Raw genomic sequence first — 15,085 nt, 5'->3', positions numbered from 1 at the left:
AGTACTGGATTCTTTGATTTTTCTAAGACCCAACCACGGAAAAATACTCCTGAATATTGCTAGGCAAAAGGAGGAGAGATTCCCTTCCGTTAGTGGCTATTTCGAATAGAGCTCGACGATTAGCTGTTCGCGGATATTCTCTGGGATATCTTCGCGATTCGGGAATTCGAGGAATTTCCCTTGCATTTCCTTCCGATCAACTTCCAGCCATGGATAAGTTCGGCGATTACGCTGTACAGCTTCACGAATAGAAGGAGAGCGCCGGCTTTTGGGCCGGATGGCAACAATATCTCCTGTTCTGAGCTGATAAGAAGGAATATTTACGACGCGGCCGTTAACCAAGATGTGACAGTGCGTTACAAACTGGCGAGCCTGTCTCCGGGTCATGGCAAAGCCAAGGCGGAAGACGGTATTGTCAAGGCGGGATTCAAGAAAACGAAGCAAGTTTTCCCCGGTAACGCCTCTTTTACGGGCAGCTTTCTCGAACAGATTTCTGAACTGACGTTCGAGAAGACCGTAGGTATGTTTTGCTTTTTGCTTTTCTTTCAGCTGAACTGAGTACTCGCTTTCTTTACCGCGTCGTGAACGCCCATGTTGTCCGGGCGGATACGGTTTTCTTTCGAGCGATTTGCTCGGACCAAAAAGCGGCTCTTTGAACCGCCGTGCGATTTTCTGTTTGGGGCCTCTATAACGGGCCATAGTAATCTACCTCTCGTTTGCTAAGGGTATAGATACAAACGTACAGCCTGGCCATCTGCCAGACGTAGCCGGAAACTTAAACCTGAAAGGGTATGCTGATCCAAAGATCAAACACGCCGTCTTTTAGGAGGCCGGCAGCCATTGTGTGGAATAGGAGTAACGTCGCGAATCGTAGCGATTTCAAGTCCTGAGGTTGAAAGGGCGCGAATCGCAGACTCACGTCCAGATCCTGGTCCTTTCACAAATACCTCAACACGACGCAAGCCGAGATCATACGCTTCTTTAGCAGCAGCAGATGAAGCCACCTGGGCTGCATACGGCGTATTCTTTCTACTCCCTTTAAAACCCATTTTACCAGAGCTGGCCCACGAAATCGCGTTGCCATACTGGTCGGTAAGGGTGACCAATACATTGTTAAATGTCGCTTTGATGTGTGCCTGTCCGTTCGCCTCTACAACAACCTTCTTTTTACGAACCGGCCGACCGCCTTTTTGCTTTTTAGCCATTATCTCAATTTCTACAAACTTGGCACTAAATATTACTTACGCGGCGCCTTCTTCTTACCGGCAACCGTTTTCTTACGCCCTTTTCTGGTACGGGCGTTGGTTTTGGTCCGCTGTCCGCGCAATGGCAACGAACGACGATGACGCAGCCCCCGATAGCAACCGATATCCATCAGTCGCTTTATATTCATCTGACGCTCTGTCCGAAGCTGGCCTTCTACCAGATACTCATCTTCAATGAGACGACGGATTTGCTTCGTCTGCTCTTCAGTCCATTTACTTGGGTGAAGGTTGTAGTCAATCCCAACTTTCTCAAGGATTTCCTTGGCCAGGGAACGACCAACGCCAAAAATGGACGTTAGTGCAATCTCTCCTCGCTTATTATTTGGGACGTCAACTCCAGCGATTCGTGGCATAATTCTCTGTCAACTTACAACAGGCAAGCCGGGCTCAACCCTGGCGCTGCTTGTGTTTTGGGTTCTTCTTGTTGATTACGTAAACGCGCCCTTTACGACGTACAATTTTGTCGTCAGCGCTCCGTTTCTTTACACTCGCTTGTACTTTCATCGCGATGATCCGTTAAGTTATTTACGTACTGCGTTTACAATTTCTTGCAAAGCCTAGCGTAAACGGTAAACAACTGCAAAAAGTTCTGTGCCTGGAATCGCAATTCATCAACACTACTTTTTTCAGCAGCCAGTGCCACAAAGGCAGCCTGTTACCTCTACTCTTCAGCCAGTGCTAGTTTGTAGGGTGGTGTAATTACCTTTTCTATATGAGAAAACGTACTCAACACCTCAGCTTCTCCATTACGCACAACCACGGTTAATTCGTAGTGTGCAGATCGGCTGTTGTCCAATGTTTTAATGGTCCACTGGTCTTCTGCAGTAAACACTTCAAAAGTACCTGCATTGATCATTGGCTCAATGCACATTGAGGTCCCATCTTTAAGTTTGCGCCCGCTCCCCTGCCGACCAAAGTTTGGCACCTGCGGGGCTTCATGCAGACTCTTACCTATGCCATGGCCTACCAGATCACGGACAACGCCGTAGCCAAACGACTCGCAGTGTGCCTGTACCGCATGGGAGATATCTCCAATTCTGAATCCAACGCGGGCCTTGTCTATCCCTTTCATCAGAGACTCATAGGTGACACGGCATAGCTGGATGTCTTCAGCAGAAATGTCGCCAACTGCAAAGGTATAGGCACTGTCGCCATAATAACCGTTGAGCAACACGCCACAATCAACAGAGACTAGATCTCCTTCCTGCAGGGCGTACTCACCAGGGATGCCGTGTACCACCTCGTCATTAATCGAGATGCAAAGCGTGCCAGGAAAAACAGCACGCCCAACTTTGTATCCTTTGAACGCGGGCTTAGCACCGTGCGATCGGATGTACTGCTCAGCAACAGCATCCAGATCAATAGTTTTTACACCTGGCTTGATAAGTCCGGCTATCTCTGCGAGGGTACGACTTACAAGGTCAGCACTCTCTCTGAGTTTTTCTACTTCTTGCAGACTTTTAAGGTGAATCATGCCAGTTGAAGATCTAAGGAAAGCCAGGAGCTGGCTATACACGTCGTCCTTTGACGCGGCCGCTCTTCATGAAGCCATCGTAATGGCGCATGAGCAGATGGCTTTCAATTTGTTGCAGGGTATCCAGGGTCACCTGTACAAGAATGATCAAGCTGGTACCACCGTAGAACATGGCAAACCCTGCGGTTACACCGGCCTGCATGGCAAACGCCGGCAGGATGGCTACAAGGCCGAGGAAAATAGATCCTGGCAGTGTAACGCGGGTGAGGATGTCGTCTACAAATTCGCTTGTTTGTTTACCCGGGCGAATCCCTGGGATAAAGCCACCCTGGCGCTTCATTGTATCAGCCATTTCTTTCGGATTAACCGCGATGGCTGTATAGAAATAGGTGAAGAACACACAGATGACAAAAAAGACGATCGAATAGCCCCAGCCGGAAATATCGCTGAACCATGCGCCAAACTGCTGCATGCCGTCGTTTCCGGGGAAGAACTGTGCGATGGTTGCCGGCACAAACATGATGGACTGGGCAAAGATGATCGGCATCACGCCCGCCGCGTTAACGCGGATTGGCAGATATTGCGTTGTACCACCGTATACCTTGCGGCCCACAACACGCTTTGCATATTGCACCGGTATTCGCCGTGTACCTTGTGACACCAGAATAATAAAGGCTATCACACCGAGCAGAACGGCAATTTCAAGGAGGAAAATGAAGAAGTTGGCTGACAGATTGAATTCGTTCATCAGCGAGGTTGGCAAGAAGGCAATAATACCAATCATAATGATCAGCGAAATACCATTGCCAATACCGCTCTCTGTAATTCGTTCACCAAGCCACATCACAAAGACAGTCCCGGCCGTGAGGGTAATCACTGTTGTGAACATGAAAAAGGTCGAATTGATGACAATCGCCGTGCCGGTTGCACCTGCAAGCAGGTTAATGGCATATCCGGTAGACTGGATCAATGTGATCAGCACCGTACCATAACGCGTGAGCTGGGTAATTTTACGCCGGCCCTCTTCTCCCTCGCGCTGCAGCTTCTGGAAATAAGGGTTAACTGCACCCAGCAGCTGAATAATAATCGACGCCGTAATGTACGGCATGATACCGAGCGCAAAGATACCAGCCTGGCTAAACGCCCCCCCCACAAACATATCGAGAAACCCGAATAGATTGTTTGAGTCGGTCTGCGAGTTCACAGTAGCCAGAACATTGGCGTCAATACCCGGCAGGGTTACCTGTGCGCCAATACGATAAACAATGAGAAGGCCCATTGTGTAGAGAATGCGTTGCCGCAGCTCTTCAACCTTCCAAATGTTACGAATACTTTCGGCAAAGCCAGCCATAACTAATCCTTTTAATCGGCCTTAACAGCCGCTGCACACGATACAGTGTTATTCAATGACAGTCGCAGTTCCACCTGCGGCTTCGATTTTTGACCGCGCAGAAGCACTGAAAGCATGTGCAGACACCTGGAGGGCTGCACCTGCTTCACCTGTACCCAGTACTTTTACAAGATCATTCTTCCGCGCAACACCAACGGCAACCATTACTTCAGGCGTAATTGGTTTGGCGCCATCAATGCGGCCGGATTCAATCAACTCGGCCAAACTGGCAAGGTTGACGCCCCGGTAGCTCACACGGAACCTGTTTTTAAAGCCAAACTTGGGGATACGACGCTGTAAAGGCATCTGTCCCCCTTCAAACCAGATTGGAATGCTGGCTCCTGAGCGGCTCTTTTGTCCTTTGTCACCACGGGTCGAGCTATGTCCACCATACCCCGAACCAACGCCACGAGCAATACGCTTGCGCGACTTGGTGGCGCCTTTTGCAGGTTTAAGATTGCTGAGATCCATGTCAGTTCGTTTCTTCTATCTTTACTAAATGGTGCACTTTCTCCAACATGCCGCGAATCTGCGGTGTGTCGGTATGCTCAATCGTTTGGTGCATACGTTTAAAACCAAGCGCTTCCATTGTGCGCCTCTGTTTTTTTGACGTACGAATAACGCTACGCGTTTGTGTAATTTTCAACTTTCCCATTTTAGCTCGGCAAATTGCATCTAAGGCAGAAATAACTACAAGCGGTCGAGGACTTATCCTTCAAATACTTTTTTCAAAGGAATACCGCGACGCTTTGCAACTTCCATGGGGTCCTGCAAAGAAGCAAGGCCATTGATGGTTGCTGCCACCTGGTTATGTGGATTACTGGAGCCCAGCGACTTCGAAAGAATGTCTGAAATACCAGCACATTCGAGTACAGCGCGGACACCGCCACCGGCGATTACACCCGTACCATTGGAAGCCGGCTTCAACAGCACACGTCCTGCGTCTTTCCGTCCAATAACTGTATGTGGAATGGTACCTCTACGCAAAGGTACTGCAATGACGTTTTTCTTTGCGTCTTCTGTACCTTTAGCAATTGCGCTGGCAACCTCATTTGCTTTTCCGAGGCCTGCACCTACAACACCGTTACCATCTCCAACAACAACAACTGCATTGAAGGAAAAGCGACGACCCCCTTTAACAACTTTGGCTACGCGGTTCACAGCAACGAGTTTTTCGATCCACTCTTTCTGTGGCGCTGATGCTTTATCACGTGCTCGACGGTTTCTACCTTTAGCCATTATCTTATCTGTTTACAGCTATTATACCGACCGGATATCCGATCTATCTCGTTAAAGCTCTTTAGAATTTAATACCACCTTCGCGGGCGCCATCAGCCAGTGCTTTGACGCGGCCGTGATACCGGAAACCATTCCGGTCAAACACGGCAGTTTCCAGGCCGGCTGATTTTGCGCGTTCTGCGAGCTTTTTGCCCACCTCGGCGCTTTTCTCGATGGCAGTGCCTTTCAGCCCACTTTCTTCCAGGGAAGAAGCTGCTGCCAGCGTACGCCCGTTCAGATCATCGATCAGCTGGGCATAAATATGTTTTGTCGACCGAAACACAGAAAGCCGTGGGCGTTCTGCCGTTCCGCTGACTTTTTTGCGGATGCGCTGCTTGATGCGATTCCGGCTTATTGCTTTTCTATTCTTTGCCATGTTGTTAACCTGTGGACCGAAAGATTTCCAACCCTTCGGTGCGGCTTATCATGAATTAACTTCTACTAGCGAGCAGCTGTTTTACCAGCTTTACGGCGGACGTATTCGCCAACATAGCGAACACCTTTGCCTTTGTACGGCTCGGGCGGTCTCAACTTCCGAATCTTGGCAGCTACCTGGCCAACAAGCTGGTTGTCAATCCCTTGAATAATTACAATCGGGTTTTTGCCACGCTTGGTGTCAACTTCAACATCGATCCCTTTAGGTGGCAGGAAATAGATGGGATGAGAAAAACCCAGCCCCAATTCCAGTACACCATTTTGCATCATTGCGCGGTAGCCCACACCAATGACTTCGAGTTCGATCTTAAACCCTTTGGTAACACCTGTTACCATATTGTTGATCAAAGACCTGTACAGGCCATGCATCGCACGGTGTCGTTTCTGGTCTGTTGGACGCTTGACAGACACCTGCTTGTCTTCCTGTGATACTTCGAGATCTGGATCGACTTGCAAAGACAATTCGCCTTTGGGTCCTTTCACTGTTACCAGGTTGTTAGTGGCCACGTTGATTGTGACGTCTCCACTAATTTCAATTGGCAACTTGCCGATACGAGACATATCTAATCTCTGTTTAAGGTTTTCAATGCTTGGTTTTCTTCGCCGGCGTACCCGCGATGGATAAGCCACAGAGCGACATGAAAACTAATTTCTAGTACACGTGAGCGAGGACTTCGCCGCCTACATTTACAAGGCGTGCTTCTTTGTCCGTCATAACTCCTTTCGATGTTGAAAGGATTGCTACACCGAGGCCGTTTCTTACGCGGGGCAGATCATCCGCACCAACATATTTCCGCAGACCGGGCCGCGAAATACGCTTCAGCATATGGATAACGGGCTTGCCTGCCGGATCATACTTGAGGTACAAACGCAGCAATCCTTGTTTGCCATCGTCAATGTCGAGGTATCGCTTGATGTATCCTTTCTCAACCATGATCTGTGTCATGGCGCGCTTGAGCTTGGATGCAGGGATATCTACATGACGGTGTCGCGCTTTCTGCGCATTGCGAATGCGCGTCAAATAATCTGCAACGGTATCTGTTATTCCACTCATGATTTTAACGTTTAGGCCGGCTCATCTCCCGGCACGCACTTTTAGGCTTTTAACCAAGACAAATTCAGCAAACTTTGCTTACCAGCTGGCTTTCCTGATACCAGGAATTTTACCTGCCAGCGCCATTTCCCGAAATACGATGCGGGATACACCAAACTTCCGCATGTAAGCGCGGGAGCGGCCGGTCAATGCACAACGATTCTTCAGGCGTACAGGACTTGCATCCCGCGGCAGCTTCTGCAGCTCTTCATAAGCTCCTTCTGCTTTGAGCCGAGCCCGGCGCTCTGCATATTTCGAAACCATTTTACGGCGTTTGCGCTCACGCGCCATCCAGCTTTTCTTTGCCATCTTTTTCTAAGCCTAGCTTTTCGCTAAATAATTTAAACTTCTACTTCTTCGGTTTCTCTACGCACAAACGGCATCCCTAGCTCTTTCAAGAGCGCAAGTGCTTCTTCATCTGTATTCGCAGAGGTCACGAAAGTAATATCCAGACCACTGATGCGGTCAATTTTATCGACATTGATCTCCGGAAAGATGATCTGCTCCTTGACACCAAGCGTATAGTTGCCCCGGCCATCAAAGCTCTTATCCGGAATACCACGGAAGTCACGTACACGTGGAAGCGCCAGTGTCACCAGGCGATCCAGAAATTCATACATACGATCACCGCGCAGCGTTACGTGCACCCCGATTGGCATGCCTTCGCGCAATTTGAAGTTTGAAACACTCTTCTTTGCCTTGGCAGTTACGGGATGCTGTCCTGTAATTGCGCGCAATTCCTGGACGGCATCATCAAGAAGCTTTTTGTTCTGAGAAGCTTCTCCTACACCTTTATTAATACTGATTTTCAGGAGGCGAGGTACCTGCATAACTTTGTTGTATCCGAACTGTTTGGTCAGTTCAGCTACGACCTCCTTACGATATTTCTCCTTCAACCGTACAGTATAAGCCATTGCTCTTACCGATAATCTCGTCTGTATGCTTTCGTATACGTTATAAATTCAATGCTGCTGGTGCCTAACGGTCCAGTTCTTCTCCGGTGCTCTTGGCATACCGAATCCAGCGCCCAATTCCAGTTTCGGGATCTTCGATCCGCTTTCTGCCCACGCGGGTTCGGTTACCATCACCGTCGAGCGGCATCACATTTGAGATGTGAATTGGCATTTCGCGGGGGATCCGTCCACCTTGCGGGTAGGTCTGGTTGGGTTTTGTATGGCGGATACGGAGGTTTACACCTTCGACAATTACCCGCTCTCTTTCGGGATATACCCGCAATACTTTGCCCACATATCCCTTTTTACGATCTGAATCGAGGGATTTGGTTGCGGTGATAATCTTGGTCAACATGACCGTATCACCTTTCTTTATGTGCAGCTTTCTTTTTTTATTCTTCGTGCGAGGCATAGCTCAATTCTGCATTTCAACTTTCGCATTCGGTGCCCTGTTGGCCCGATGCCTGAAAGTATTTGTGTTATAGTACTTCCGGTGCAAGTGAGACAATTCTCATAAACTGCTTTTCGCGAAGTTCGCGAGCAACGGGCCCGAAGATACGGGTGCCACGCGGCTCATCTTGCGCGTTGAGCAGTACGGCAGCATTCTCATCAAAGCGAATGTAAGAACCATCTTTGCGGCGGTATTCTTTCTTGGTCCGCACAACAACTGCTGGTGAAACTTCACCTTTCTTGACGTTCCCACCCGGAATAGCTGACTTGACAGACACAATGATTCTATCCCCAATACGGGCATAGCGCCGGCCACTGCCACCCAATACGCGAATACACAATACTTCTTTGGCGCCACTGTTGTCGGCCACTGCGAGTCTGGATTCCTGTTGGATCATGATCGTGTAATTTTTTAATGTTGGCAGCAACTTCCACGCGCTGCCTCGACATCAATTGGTTCTGAATTACTTGGCCCGTTCGATTACCTCAATGAGGCGCCAACGCTTGTTCTTGCTCAATGGCCGCGTTTCCTGAATGCGCACGGTGTCACCGTAGTTTGCGTCATTCGTTTCATCGTGCGCCATCAACTTGGTGGTCTTCTTGATAAATTTCCCGTAAATCGGGTGCTTCACCTGGCGCTGGATGGCAACAGAAATGGACTTATCCATTTTGTCACTTACAACAAGCCCAACTCTTTCTTTTCTACGACTTCTGGTATTTTCCATGAGTTCATGATCTGGCTTGGTGGGCCGGAACCCCACCAACTACCGTGTTAAAAAATCTGGTATTACTGGCCGGCTTCGGCGGCCAGTTTCTGTTTCAGGATGGTCTGGAGCCGTGCAAGCAAGCGACGCGAGTGCCGCAGTTGCATTGGGTTCTGAATGTCAGCAATTGCATGCTGGAAATTCAGATGCTGTAAGCTTTCCTGCTCATCCTTGATGCGCTGCTGAATCTCAGTAACGCTCAGTTCGCGAATTTCTTTTGCTTTCATAACTGATACGGTATTAATCTGCAGCCACGTAATCAGGGCGCACGACAAACTTTGTTTTGATCGGCAGTTTCTGCTGTGCAAGACGCAAAGCTTCTTTTGCCAAGTCTGGCGGAACGCTGCCACCAATTTCAAAAAGGATACGGCCAGGCTTTACAACAGCTACCCAGTATTCCGGAGAACCTTTACCTTTACCCATACGCGTTTCAGCAGGCTTTTTGGTAATGGACTTATCGGGGAAAATCCGAATCCATACGCGCCCTGCCCTTTTCATCTTACGGGTCATGGCAATACGCGCTGCCTCAATCTGCCGGCTTGTAATCCGACCAGGCTCAAGCGCCTTGATTCCAAAGTCGCCGAAGTTAATCCGCGTACCACGGGTCGCATTGCCTTTAATGCGGCCTTTTTGAACACGGCGGTACTTCGTTCTTTTGGGCATTAACATAATGACACCCTCTCTATCCCGAGATCAATTTTAAAGTTTAGCTTTTGTTGTCGCCGCCTTGCCGGCCACCGCCACGGCGGTTGTTGTTGCGTCTGCCACGCCGGCGACGCTCTGGTGGCATCTGCTGCGACTGCGACTGCTGGCGCTGGGCCTGAACATTCGGGCTCAGATCCGGCTTGCCAATCACTTCACCACGGAAAATCCAGACTTTAACGCCAATCGTTCCGTAGATCGTGTATGCTTTCTGCTCCGAGTAATCAATATCTGCACGTACAGTATGCAGGGGCACACGGCCTTCGAGATACTGCTCGGTACGGCCCATCTCAGCACCACCAAGGCGACCACCTACTTTGATACGGATGCCTTCAGCACCCATACGCATGGCAGCCGTAATGGCTTGTTTCATGGCCCGCCGGAAGGAAACACGGCCTTCAAGCTGCTGCGCAACATTCTGGGCAACGAGGCTGGCATCCAATTCAGGGCGCTTGATCTCGTTGATGTTAATTTGAATGTCTTTGCTTGTAAGCTTTTTCAGCTCTTCGCGCAATTTCTCAACTTCCGCACCACCACGACCAATGACCACACCTGGCCGGCTCGTGTGCAGTGTCAGAATCACACGCTTGGGCGTGCGCTCGATAACTACACGGCTGAGCCCTGCACGCTTCAAACGCGCGGAGAGGTACTTCCGAATCTCTTCGTCTTCAACAAGTTTTTCTGAGAAATCTTTCTCGGCATACCAGTTGGAATCCCAACCTCTAATGATGCCAAGCCGAAATCCTACAGGATGTGTTTTCTGACCCACTGTAAAAACCTTTCTTGTGTTATGGGCTGTTAAGCGTGAATATTATGCGTCGTCTTCGTCATCACCAGGCGTACCAACGACAACCGTAAGGTGACTTGTCCGCTTGAGAATAGGTTGCGCACGACCACGCGGTGCCGGACGGAACCGCTTAAACTGTGGACCTTCATCAACTCGGATCTCACGCACAATCAACTGATCTTCGTCAAACCGCTCTTCCTGGTTCTGGTCCATCAAATTGTGGACGGCAGACAGGATGGTACGGCGCACAGTGTCCGTTACCTTCTGCGGCAAAAAGTTGAGCGAATTAATCGCATCTGGCACCCGCTGTCCGCGGACTACGTTAACCACCGGTCTTATCTTCCGAGGCGAACTTCTAATGTATTTTCTTACAGCTTTAGCTTTCATGACCGTAGATAGTCTAGACGGTGTCACAGCCCAAGGGGCGTTCCTTCAACGATAATTTCTAACGACCGCGTTTGTCCTTCGCGCCGGCGTGGCCACGGAATGTTCTGGTTGGAGAGAATTCGCCAAGGCGATGTCCTACCATATTCTCCGTGATGTAAACCGGAATGAACTGTTTGCCATTGTGTACGGCAAACGTGTGCCCAACAAATTCAGGCGTAATCATGGACGCGCGACTCCACGTCTTAATGACCTTCTTTTTTCCGCCTTCGTTCATCTTGTCCACCTTGCGCTGGAGCTTGAAATGAACAAAAGGTCCTTTTTTAAGTGATCGTGCCATTAAAATTTTTTGCTTTATTCGCCCGGGCAGTTTCCTAACCAGGCAACCTTACCTGGTTACTTTTTGCCGCGTCTGCGGATAATCATTTTGTTTGACTGCTTACGCTTCTTCCTGGTCTTGTACCCTTTTGCAGGAACACCAGAAGGAGAGCGCGGATGGCCACCGGAAGACTTTCCTTCCCCACCACCCATCGGGTGATCGACCGGGTTCATAGCAACACCGCGCGTTTTGGGGCGAACACCCAACCAGCGCTTGCGGCCAGCTTTACCATGGTCAACGTTTGCGTGATCCGGGTTACTGGTTGTGCCGATGGTAGCCATGCAGCGGCTTGGAACCATGCGGGTCTCACCAGACGGAAGACGCAGTGTAGCATACTTGCCTTCACGCGCGGTAAGCTGCGCGTAGGTGCCGGCAGAACGTGCCATTTGTGCACCTTTACCGGGCTTCATTTCGATCGCGTGTACAAACGTACCGACCGGAATTTTTGCAAGTGGCATGCAGTTTCCTGGCTCAGGCGCTGCATCGGGGCCGTTCATGACAACCGATCCAACCTGCACTTCATTAGGCGCAATGATGTAGCGCTTCTCACCGTCCGCATAAACCAGCAATGCAATACGTGCAGAACGGTTTGGGTCGTATTCGATACTTGCTACTTTCGCCGGAACGCCAAACTTGTTACGTTTGAAATCAATAATGCGGTAGCGCCGCTTGTGTCCACCACCCTGGTGGCGAACCATGATCCGTCCGGTATTGTTACGTCCACCTTTTTTCTTGATAGGCGCAAGCAAGCTCTTTTCGGGCGTTGACTTGGTAATCTCGTCAAAAGTCGAAATCGAGCGGTGTCGCTGCGCGGGTGTAACCGGTTTAAACTGTCGGATTGCCATTGCTTTCTATTCTGGAAGACGTCACGTACCTACTGCCTTATAATGGGCCGGCCGCACCGCCAAATCCTTTTTACACGTTTTCGAAGAAATCAATTTGTTCACTGTCGGGCATCAACGTAACGATAGCTCGTTTATAAGCTGCTTTACGTCCTTCAACAACACCACGCTTGGTGAACTGTCTGCGCCGCTTGCCTCGTACAATCAGGGTGCGCACTTCCTTGACCTTAACGCCAGGATAACGCTTCTCGATCTCCTTACGGATCTCCACCTTGTTTGCAGCTTTGTCAACAACAAAAGCATAGTGCCCTTCTTCCATCAGACGGGACATCTTTTCTGTGACAAATGGCCTTATTAAAATTCCTTTTTCCATGGCCTTACAATCTTGCTGTCACCCGCAATGCAGATGACAAAGATTCTTCTTGGTTATTTTTTGCCTGATTTTTTGGCGCCCAACTGTGCGCTCAACGTTTTCACAGCACCTTCCTGAATCAGCAAAGTTTTTGCATTCATCAGATCCAGGGTTGACGCCTGTGTTGCTTCCAGTACCTTGAACCGCGGTATGTTGCGGGAAGAGCGGTATGCGTTTATATCGTGCCCGCTTGTAAGCAGCAGCACCGTTGCATTACCCAGCTCAAGCGCTGAAACCATGCGCTGCATTTCATTGGTATCTGGCGAATCAAACGTAAAGTCTTCAATCACCCGAATGGCGTCTCCTTTTGCCTTGTGCGAGAGCACAGAGCGACGCGCCAGGGCCTGGGCCTTACGGTTAACTTTAATGCCGTAATTGCGAGGGCGGGGTCCAAACACTGTTCCCCCACCACGACGCAGAGGCGACTTGATAGAACCTGCGCGGGCATTACCTGTACCTTTCTGGCGGTAAAGCTTCTTGGTACTACCAGCTATTTCAGAGCGCTCTTTCGACTTGTGTGTGCCCTGGCGTGCATTTGCCTGAACGCGTTTCACATCAAGCCAGATAGTGTGGTCGTTGGGTTCAATAGCGAACACCGACTTGTCGAGCGTAACCGTACGCCCTGCTTCACTTCCGTCGCGCTGTAAGACCTTGAGTTTCATGATCTAAGATGCTCTTTTCTTGTTCTGCCGTAATCGCGCAGTTGCAATTATGCTTTATGAATTTCCAGAAATCCGTTTTTTGGACCCGGCACTGCCCCTTTGACCAACATCACGTTGTGCTCAGGGTAAATTTTGATGACTTCAAGGTTCTGCATGGTCACACGCTCATTTCCCATCTGCCCCGCCATACGAACGCCCTTGAATACCCTTGAAGGATAAGAGGACTGCCCAATAGAACCCGGCGCACGCTGGCGGTTATGCTGACCATGTGTGGCCATACCAACACCGGCAAAACCGTGACGCTTTACAACGCCCTGGAAACCCTTACCCTTTGAGGTCCCTACCACATCCACATAATCCCCCTCCTCAAATACGTCCTCAATGGTCTTGCTGTCGCCCACGGAAAGGTCTTCACCATCAAAATTCCTGAACTCAACAACTTTCTTCTTCGGCGTGGTACCCGCTTTGTCGAAGTGGCCTTTCATAGCCTTCGAGGTACGCTTCTCTTTCTTTTCGCCGTAACCCATCTGCACTGCGTCGTAGCCGTCTTTACCGTCGGTCGACTTGATTTGGGTTACAACATTGGGCTCCACCTCAACCACGGTGCAAGGTATGTTATTCCCTGCCTCGTCGAAGATGCTGGTCATGCCAACTTTTTTTCCAATTAATCCGCTGCCCATGGCTGCTACTCTTTTTATCTTCCAGTTTTAAAGAAGAAGTACTTGCTCAAATTTTTCGAGTCGGCCGCATATAACGCCCTTCTCACCAGTAGGTTTAACTAAGTTTCTGTGTAGTTTCTGATTTACCGCTTCTCTGCCACCAAAATGACGTTGCCTTCCAACTCTGCACCTAGCAGAATTGCCAACGTTGTGGCATCAGCAGTAAATTCAACCTGAATATCATTCAGAAAATTGTACGTGAGCGAAAGATCAACCTGCGGCAAACCTTCCAACTGAACGCTCAACACGAGCCTACTGCTCGTATCATTGACGGTATAGGTACCCGTAATCGCCAGGTCTTCTGTCTCTGGGTCAGCGTATACCAAAACGAGCGAATAACTCTGGTCCTCGTTCAGGGTCACCGTAAGTACACCCAGCGCCGAAAAAATGGCAGTCTGATCTCGTTCACCACCCTGGTCAGCTGCGCTGATTATATCCCAGGCACCGATAAACCGCTCTGCATCATTACCGCCCTCATCGTCGTCGCTACTGTCACAACCGACAAGCGCAACTGAAGCAAAGAGTACAAGCAGTAACTTGAAAATTTTGTTCGATGTTTTCATAGGAGTGGGGTTCGTGTTCCGACAGTACGTCACACTTTAATTTCTACATCAACACCACTGGGCAATTCCAGCTTCATCAGCGCGTCTACCGTTTTGCTACTTGTAGACAGAATGTCGATGAGGCGTTTGTGACTGCGCGTCTCAAACTGCTCACGGCTTTTCTTGTCCACATGTGGACTCCGCAGCACTGTGTAGACTGATTTCCGCGTTGGCAGAGGAATCGGGCCGCTTACAACAGCACCGGTTGCCTTTACTGTGCGAATAATTTTTTCTGCACTTTTGTCAATCAAGCTGTGATCGAAGGACTTAAGCTTGATGCGAATCTTCTGACTAGCCATACGTCTCTAGGTCAACTCAAGTAGTCAGGGGCATGTCTTCCGACACGCCCCTGATTAATCGTTTATTTTAAAATTTTGGAAACAACACCTGCACCAACTGTGCGGCCACCTTCACGGATTGCAAAGCGCAAGCCTTCTTCCATCGCCACTGGCTGGATCAGGGTTACTTTAAACTGCGTGTTGTCACCTGGCATT

The 15,085-nt window shown here is 49.6% G+C and carries 29 protein-coding genes; all 29 read right to left on the bottom strand.

Features of this window, described 5'->3' with window-relative positions; genetic code table 11:
- Positions 1-96: 96 nt before the first annotated feature.
- On the bottom strand, positions 97-699 hold the full coding sequence (rpsD, locus tag AAF564_10865; GenBank protein ID MEM8486042.1) for a 30S ribosomal protein S4: 603 nt from the start codon (positions 697-699) through the stop codon (positions 97-99).
- A gap of 107 nt (positions 700-806) precedes the next feature.
- Positions 807-1,205, bottom strand: a complete 399-nt coding sequence (gene rpsK / locus AAF564_10860; protein ID MEM8486041.1) for a 30S ribosomal protein S11 — start codon at positions 1,203-1,205, stop codon at positions 807-809.
- A gap of 32 nt (positions 1,206-1,237) precedes the next feature.
- A complete protein-coding gene (gene rpsM, locus AAF564_10855; GenBank protein MEM8486040.1) occupies positions 1,238-1,618 on the bottom strand; it encodes a 30S ribosomal protein S13 in 381 nt (126 codons plus the stop codon).
- Between the two features lie 34 nt (positions 1,619-1,652).
- Positions 1,653-1,769 (bottom strand): 50S ribosomal protein L36, encoded by a 117-nt coding sequence (gene rpmJ / locus AAF564_10850; protein ID MEM8486039.1) that lies wholly within the window; start codon positions 1,767-1,769, stop codon positions 1,653-1,655.
- Positions 1,770-1,926: 157 nt separating this feature from the next.
- Complete coding sequence (gene map / locus AAF564_10845) at positions 1,927-2,739, bottom strand: type I methionyl aminopeptidase (protein ID MEM8486038.1); 813 nt, start codon at positions 2,737-2,739, stop codon at positions 1,927-1,929.
- A 34-nt stretch (positions 2,740-2,773) separates the two neighbouring features.
- A complete protein-coding gene (gene secY / locus AAF564_10840) occupies positions 2,774-4,090 on the bottom strand; it encodes a preprotein translocase subunit SecY (protein ID MEM8486037.1) in 1,317 nt (438 codons plus the stop codon).
- Positions 4,091-4,138: 48 nt separating this feature from the next.
- The gene (gene rplO, locus AAF564_10835) at positions 4,139-4,600 is read right to left on the bottom strand and encodes a 50S ribosomal protein L15 (protein ID MEM8486036.1); all 462 of its coding nucleotides are present in this window, start codon (positions 4,598-4,600) and stop codon (positions 4,139-4,141) included.
- Between the two features lies 1 nt (position 4,601).
- Positions 4,602-4,784: a 50S ribosomal protein L30 gene (rpmD, locus tag AAF564_10830; GenBank protein MEM8486035.1), complete on the bottom strand. Its 183-nt coding sequence runs from the start codon at positions 4,782-4,784 to the stop codon at positions 4,602-4,604.
- Between the two features lie 53 nt (positions 4,785-4,837).
- Positions 4,838-5,368, bottom strand: a complete 531-nt coding sequence (gene rpsE / locus AAF564_10825; GenBank protein MEM8486034.1) for a 30S ribosomal protein S5 — start codon at positions 5,366-5,368, stop codon at positions 4,838-4,840.
- A 61-nt stretch (positions 5,369-5,429) separates the two neighbouring features.
- Entirely contained in the window at positions 5,430-5,783 is a 354-nt protein-coding gene (gene rplR, locus AAF564_10820; protein MEM8486033.1) for a 50S ribosomal protein L18, read from the bottom strand.
- Positions 5,784-5,848: 65 nt separating this feature from the next.
- The gene (gene rplF / locus AAF564_10815) at positions 5,849-6,403 is read right to left on the bottom strand and encodes a 50S ribosomal protein L6 (protein MEM8486032.1); all 555 of its coding nucleotides are present in this window, start codon (positions 6,401-6,403) and stop codon (positions 5,849-5,851) included.
- A gap of 91 nt (positions 6,404-6,494) precedes the next feature.
- Positions 6,495-6,896, bottom strand: coding sequence for a 30S ribosomal protein S8 (gene rpsH, locus AAF564_10810; protein ID MEM8486031.1), 402 nt, complete (start codon positions 6,894-6,896; stop codon positions 6,495-6,497).
- A 78-nt stretch (positions 6,897-6,974) separates the two neighbouring features.
- Positions 6,975-7,244, bottom strand: coding sequence for a 30S ribosomal protein S14 (gene rpsN, locus AAF564_10805; protein MEM8486030.1), 270 nt, complete (start codon positions 7,242-7,244; stop codon positions 6,975-6,977).
- Between the two features lie 32 nt (positions 7,245-7,276).
- A complete protein-coding gene (gene rplE / locus AAF564_10800) occupies positions 7,277-7,849 on the bottom strand; it encodes a 50S ribosomal protein L5 (GenBank protein ID MEM8486029.1) in 573 nt (190 codons plus the stop codon).
- A 64-nt stretch (positions 7,850-7,913) separates the two neighbouring features.
- A complete protein-coding gene (gene rplX, locus AAF564_10795; GenBank protein ID MEM8486028.1) occupies positions 7,914-8,300 on the bottom strand; it encodes a 50S ribosomal protein L24 in 387 nt (128 codons plus the stop codon).
- 67 nt (positions 8,301-8,367) lie between these two features.
- On the bottom strand, positions 8,368-8,736 hold the full coding sequence (gene rplN / locus AAF564_10790) for a 50S ribosomal protein L14 (GenBank protein ID MEM8486027.1): 369 nt from the start codon (positions 8,734-8,736) through the stop codon (positions 8,368-8,370).
- Between the two features lie 66 nt (positions 8,737-8,802).
- The gene (gene rpsQ, locus AAF564_10785; GenBank protein MEM8486026.1) at positions 8,803-9,063 is read right to left on the bottom strand and encodes a 30S ribosomal protein S17; all 261 of its coding nucleotides are present in this window, start codon (positions 9,061-9,063) and stop codon (positions 8,803-8,805) included.
- 62 nt (positions 9,064-9,125) lie between these two features.
- Positions 9,126-9,329, bottom strand: coding sequence for a 50S ribosomal protein L29 (rpmC, locus tag AAF564_10780; protein ID MEM8486025.1), 204 nt, complete (start codon positions 9,327-9,329; stop codon positions 9,126-9,128).
- A gap of 13 nt (positions 9,330-9,342) precedes the next feature.
- Positions 9,343-9,771: a 50S ribosomal protein L16 gene (gene rplP / locus AAF564_10775; protein MEM8486024.1), complete on the bottom strand. Its 429-nt coding sequence runs from the start codon at positions 9,769-9,771 to the stop codon at positions 9,343-9,345.
- Between the two features lie 37 nt (positions 9,772-9,808).
- Positions 9,809-10,573, bottom strand: coding sequence for a 30S ribosomal protein S3 (rpsC, locus tag AAF564_10770; GenBank protein ID MEM8486023.1), 765 nt, complete (start codon positions 10,571-10,573; stop codon positions 9,809-9,811).
- Between the two features lie 42 nt (positions 10,574-10,615).
- Positions 10,616-10,978, bottom strand: a complete 363-nt coding sequence (gene rplV, locus AAF564_10765) for a 50S ribosomal protein L22 (GenBank protein MEM8486022.1) — start codon at positions 10,976-10,978, stop codon at positions 10,616-10,618.
- A 58-nt stretch (positions 10,979-11,036) separates the two neighbouring features.
- Positions 11,037-11,315 carry a 30S ribosomal protein S19 gene (gene rpsS, locus AAF564_10760; protein ID MEM8486021.1) on the bottom strand — a complete coding sequence of 93 codons (279 nt, stop codon included), beginning with the start codon at positions 11,313-11,315 and terminating at the stop codon, positions 11,037-11,039.
- Between the two features lie 56 nt (positions 11,316-11,371).
- Positions 11,372-12,199: a 50S ribosomal protein L2 gene (gene rplB, locus AAF564_10755; protein ID MEM8486020.1), complete on the bottom strand. Its 828-nt coding sequence runs from the start codon at positions 12,197-12,199 to the stop codon at positions 11,372-11,374.
- 70 nt (positions 12,200-12,269) lie between these two features.
- Positions 12,270-12,569 carry a 50S ribosomal protein L23 gene (gene rplW, locus AAF564_10750; GenBank protein ID MEM8486019.1) on the bottom strand — a complete coding sequence of 100 codons (300 nt, stop codon included), beginning with the start codon at positions 12,567-12,569 and terminating at the stop codon, positions 12,270-12,272.
- Between the two features lie 53 nt (positions 12,570-12,622).
- A complete protein-coding gene (gene rplD, locus AAF564_10745; GenBank protein ID MEM8486018.1) occupies positions 12,623-13,270 on the bottom strand; it encodes a 50S ribosomal protein L4 in 648 nt (215 codons plus the stop codon).
- 47 nt (positions 13,271-13,317) lie between these two features.
- On the bottom strand, positions 13,318-13,950 hold the full coding sequence (rplC, locus tag AAF564_10740; GenBank protein MEM8486017.1) for a 50S ribosomal protein L3: 633 nt from the start codon (positions 13,948-13,950) through the stop codon (positions 13,318-13,320).
- Between the two features lie 122 nt (positions 13,951-14,072).
- Positions 14,073-14,552, bottom strand: a complete 480-nt coding sequence (locus tag AAF564_10735) for a hypothetical protein (GenBank protein MEM8486016.1) — start codon at positions 14,550-14,552, stop codon at positions 14,073-14,075.
- Between the two features lie 29 nt (positions 14,553-14,581).
- Positions 14,582-14,890, bottom strand: coding sequence for a 30S ribosomal protein S10 (rpsJ, locus tag AAF564_10730; GenBank protein ID MEM8486015.1), 309 nt, complete (start codon positions 14,888-14,890; stop codon positions 14,582-14,584).
- Between the two features lie 62 nt (positions 14,891-14,952).
- The coding region (gene tuf, locus AAF564_10725; protein ID MEM8486014.1) for an elongation factor Tu at positions 14,953-15,085 on the bottom strand (133 nt) is incomplete at its 5' end.

It is taken from the genome of Bacteroidota bacterium (assembly GCA_039111535.1).
Lineage (GTDB): Bacteria > Bacteroidota > Rhodothermia > Rhodothermales > JAHQVL01 > JBCCIM01.
This window is presented reverse-complemented; position numbering and strand designations above follow the sequence as displayed.

Bases quoted from the DNA above. Each gene is read 5' to 3' on its own strand.
- rplW (MEM8486019.1), bottom strand. From the start codon at position 12,569: ATGGAAAAAGGAATTTTAATAAGGCCATTTGTCACAGAAAAGATGTCC.
- rpsK (MEM8486041.1), bottom strand. From the start codon at position 1,205: ATGGCTAAAAAGCAAAAAGGCGGTCGGCCGGTTCGTAAAAAGAAGGTT.
- map (MEM8486038.1), bottom strand. From the start codon at position 2,739: ATGATTCACCTTAAAAGTCTGCAAGAAGTAGAAAAACTCAGAGAGAGT.
- rpsE (MEM8486034.1), bottom strand. From the start codon at position 5,368: ATGGCTAAAGGTAGAAACCGTCGAGCACGTGATAAAGCATCAGCGCCA.
- rpmD (MEM8486035.1), bottom strand. From the start codon at position 4,784: ATGGGAAAGTTGAAAATTACACAAACGCGTAGCGTTATTCGTACGTCA.
- rpsH (MEM8486031.1), bottom strand. From the start codon at position 6,896: ATGAGTGGAATAACAGATACCGTTGCAGATTATTTGACGCGCATTCGC.
- rpsJ (MEM8486015.1), bottom strand. From the start codon at position 14,890: ATGGCTAGTCAGAAGATTCGCATCAAGCTTAAGTCCTTCGATCACAGC.
- rplP (MEM8486024.1), bottom strand. From the start codon at position 9,771: ATGTTAATGCCCAAAAGAACGAAGTACCGCCGTGTTCAAAAAGGCCGC.
- rplO (MEM8486036.1), bottom strand. From the start codon at position 4,600: ATGGATCTCAGCAATCTTAAACCTGCAAAAGGCGCCACCAAGTCGCGC.
- rplC (MEM8486017.1), bottom strand. From the start codon at position 13,950: ATGGGCAGCGGATTAATTGGAAAAAAAGTTGGCATGACCAGCATCTTC.
- rpsM (MEM8486040.1), bottom strand. From the start codon at position 1,618: ATGCCACGAATCGCTGGAGTTGACGTCCCAAATAATAAGCGAGGAGAG.
- rpmJ (MEM8486039.1), bottom strand. From the start codon at position 1,769: ATGAAAGTACAAGCGAGTGTAAAGAAACGGAGCGCTGACGACAAAATT.
- rpmC (MEM8486025.1), bottom strand. From the start codon at position 9,329: ATGAAAGCAAAAGAAATTCGCGAACTGAGCGTTACTGAGATTCAGCAG.
- AAF564_10735 (MEM8486016.1), bottom strand. From the start codon at position 14,552: ATGAAAACATCGAACAAAATTTTCAAGTTACTGCTTGTACTCTTTGCT.
- rplV (MEM8486022.1), bottom strand. From the start codon at position 10,978: ATGAAAGCTAAAGCTGTAAGAAAATACATTAGAAGTTCGCCTCGGAAG.
- rplX (MEM8486028.1), bottom strand. From the start codon at position 8,300: ATGCCTCGCACGAAGAATAAAAAAAGAAAGCTGCACATAAAGAAAGGT.
- rpsS (MEM8486021.1), bottom strand. From the start codon at position 11,315: ATGGCACGATCACTTAAAAAAGGACCTTTTGTTCATTTCAAGCTCCAG.
- rplF (MEM8486032.1), bottom strand. From the start codon at position 6,403: ATGTCTCGTATCGGCAAGTTGCCAATTGAAATTAGTGGAGACGTCACA.
- rplN (MEM8486027.1), bottom strand. From the start codon at position 8,736: ATGATCCAACAGGAATCCAGACTCGCAGTGGCCGACAACAGTGGCGCC.
- rplD (MEM8486018.1), bottom strand. From the start codon at position 13,270: ATGAAACTCAAGGTCTTACAGCGCGACGGAAGTGAAGCAGGGCGTACG.
- rplR (MEM8486033.1), bottom strand. From the start codon at position 5,783: ATGGCAAAGAATAGAAAAGCAATAAGCCGGAATCGCATCAAGCAGCGC.
- rpsQ (MEM8486026.1), bottom strand. From the start codon at position 9,063: ATGGAAAATACCAGAAGTCGTAGAAAAGAAAGAGTTGGGCTTGTTGTA.
- rplE (MEM8486029.1), bottom strand. From the start codon at position 7,849: ATGGCTTATACTGTACGGTTGAAGGAGAAATATCGTAAGGAGGTCGTA.
- secY (MEM8486037.1), bottom strand. From the start codon at position 4,090: ATGGCTGGCTTTGCCGAAAGTATTCGTAACATTTGGAAGGTTGAAGAG.
- rpsD (MEM8486042.1), bottom strand. From the start codon at position 699: ATGGCCCGTTATAGAGGCCCCAAACAGAAAATCGCACGGCGGTTCAAA.
- rpsN (MEM8486030.1), bottom strand. From the start codon at position 7,244: ATGGCAAAGAAAAGCTGGATGGCGCGTGAGCGCAAACGCCGTAAAATG.
- rplB (MEM8486020.1), bottom strand. From the start codon at position 12,199: ATGGCAATCCGACAGTTTAAACCGGTTACACCCGCGCAGCGACACCGC.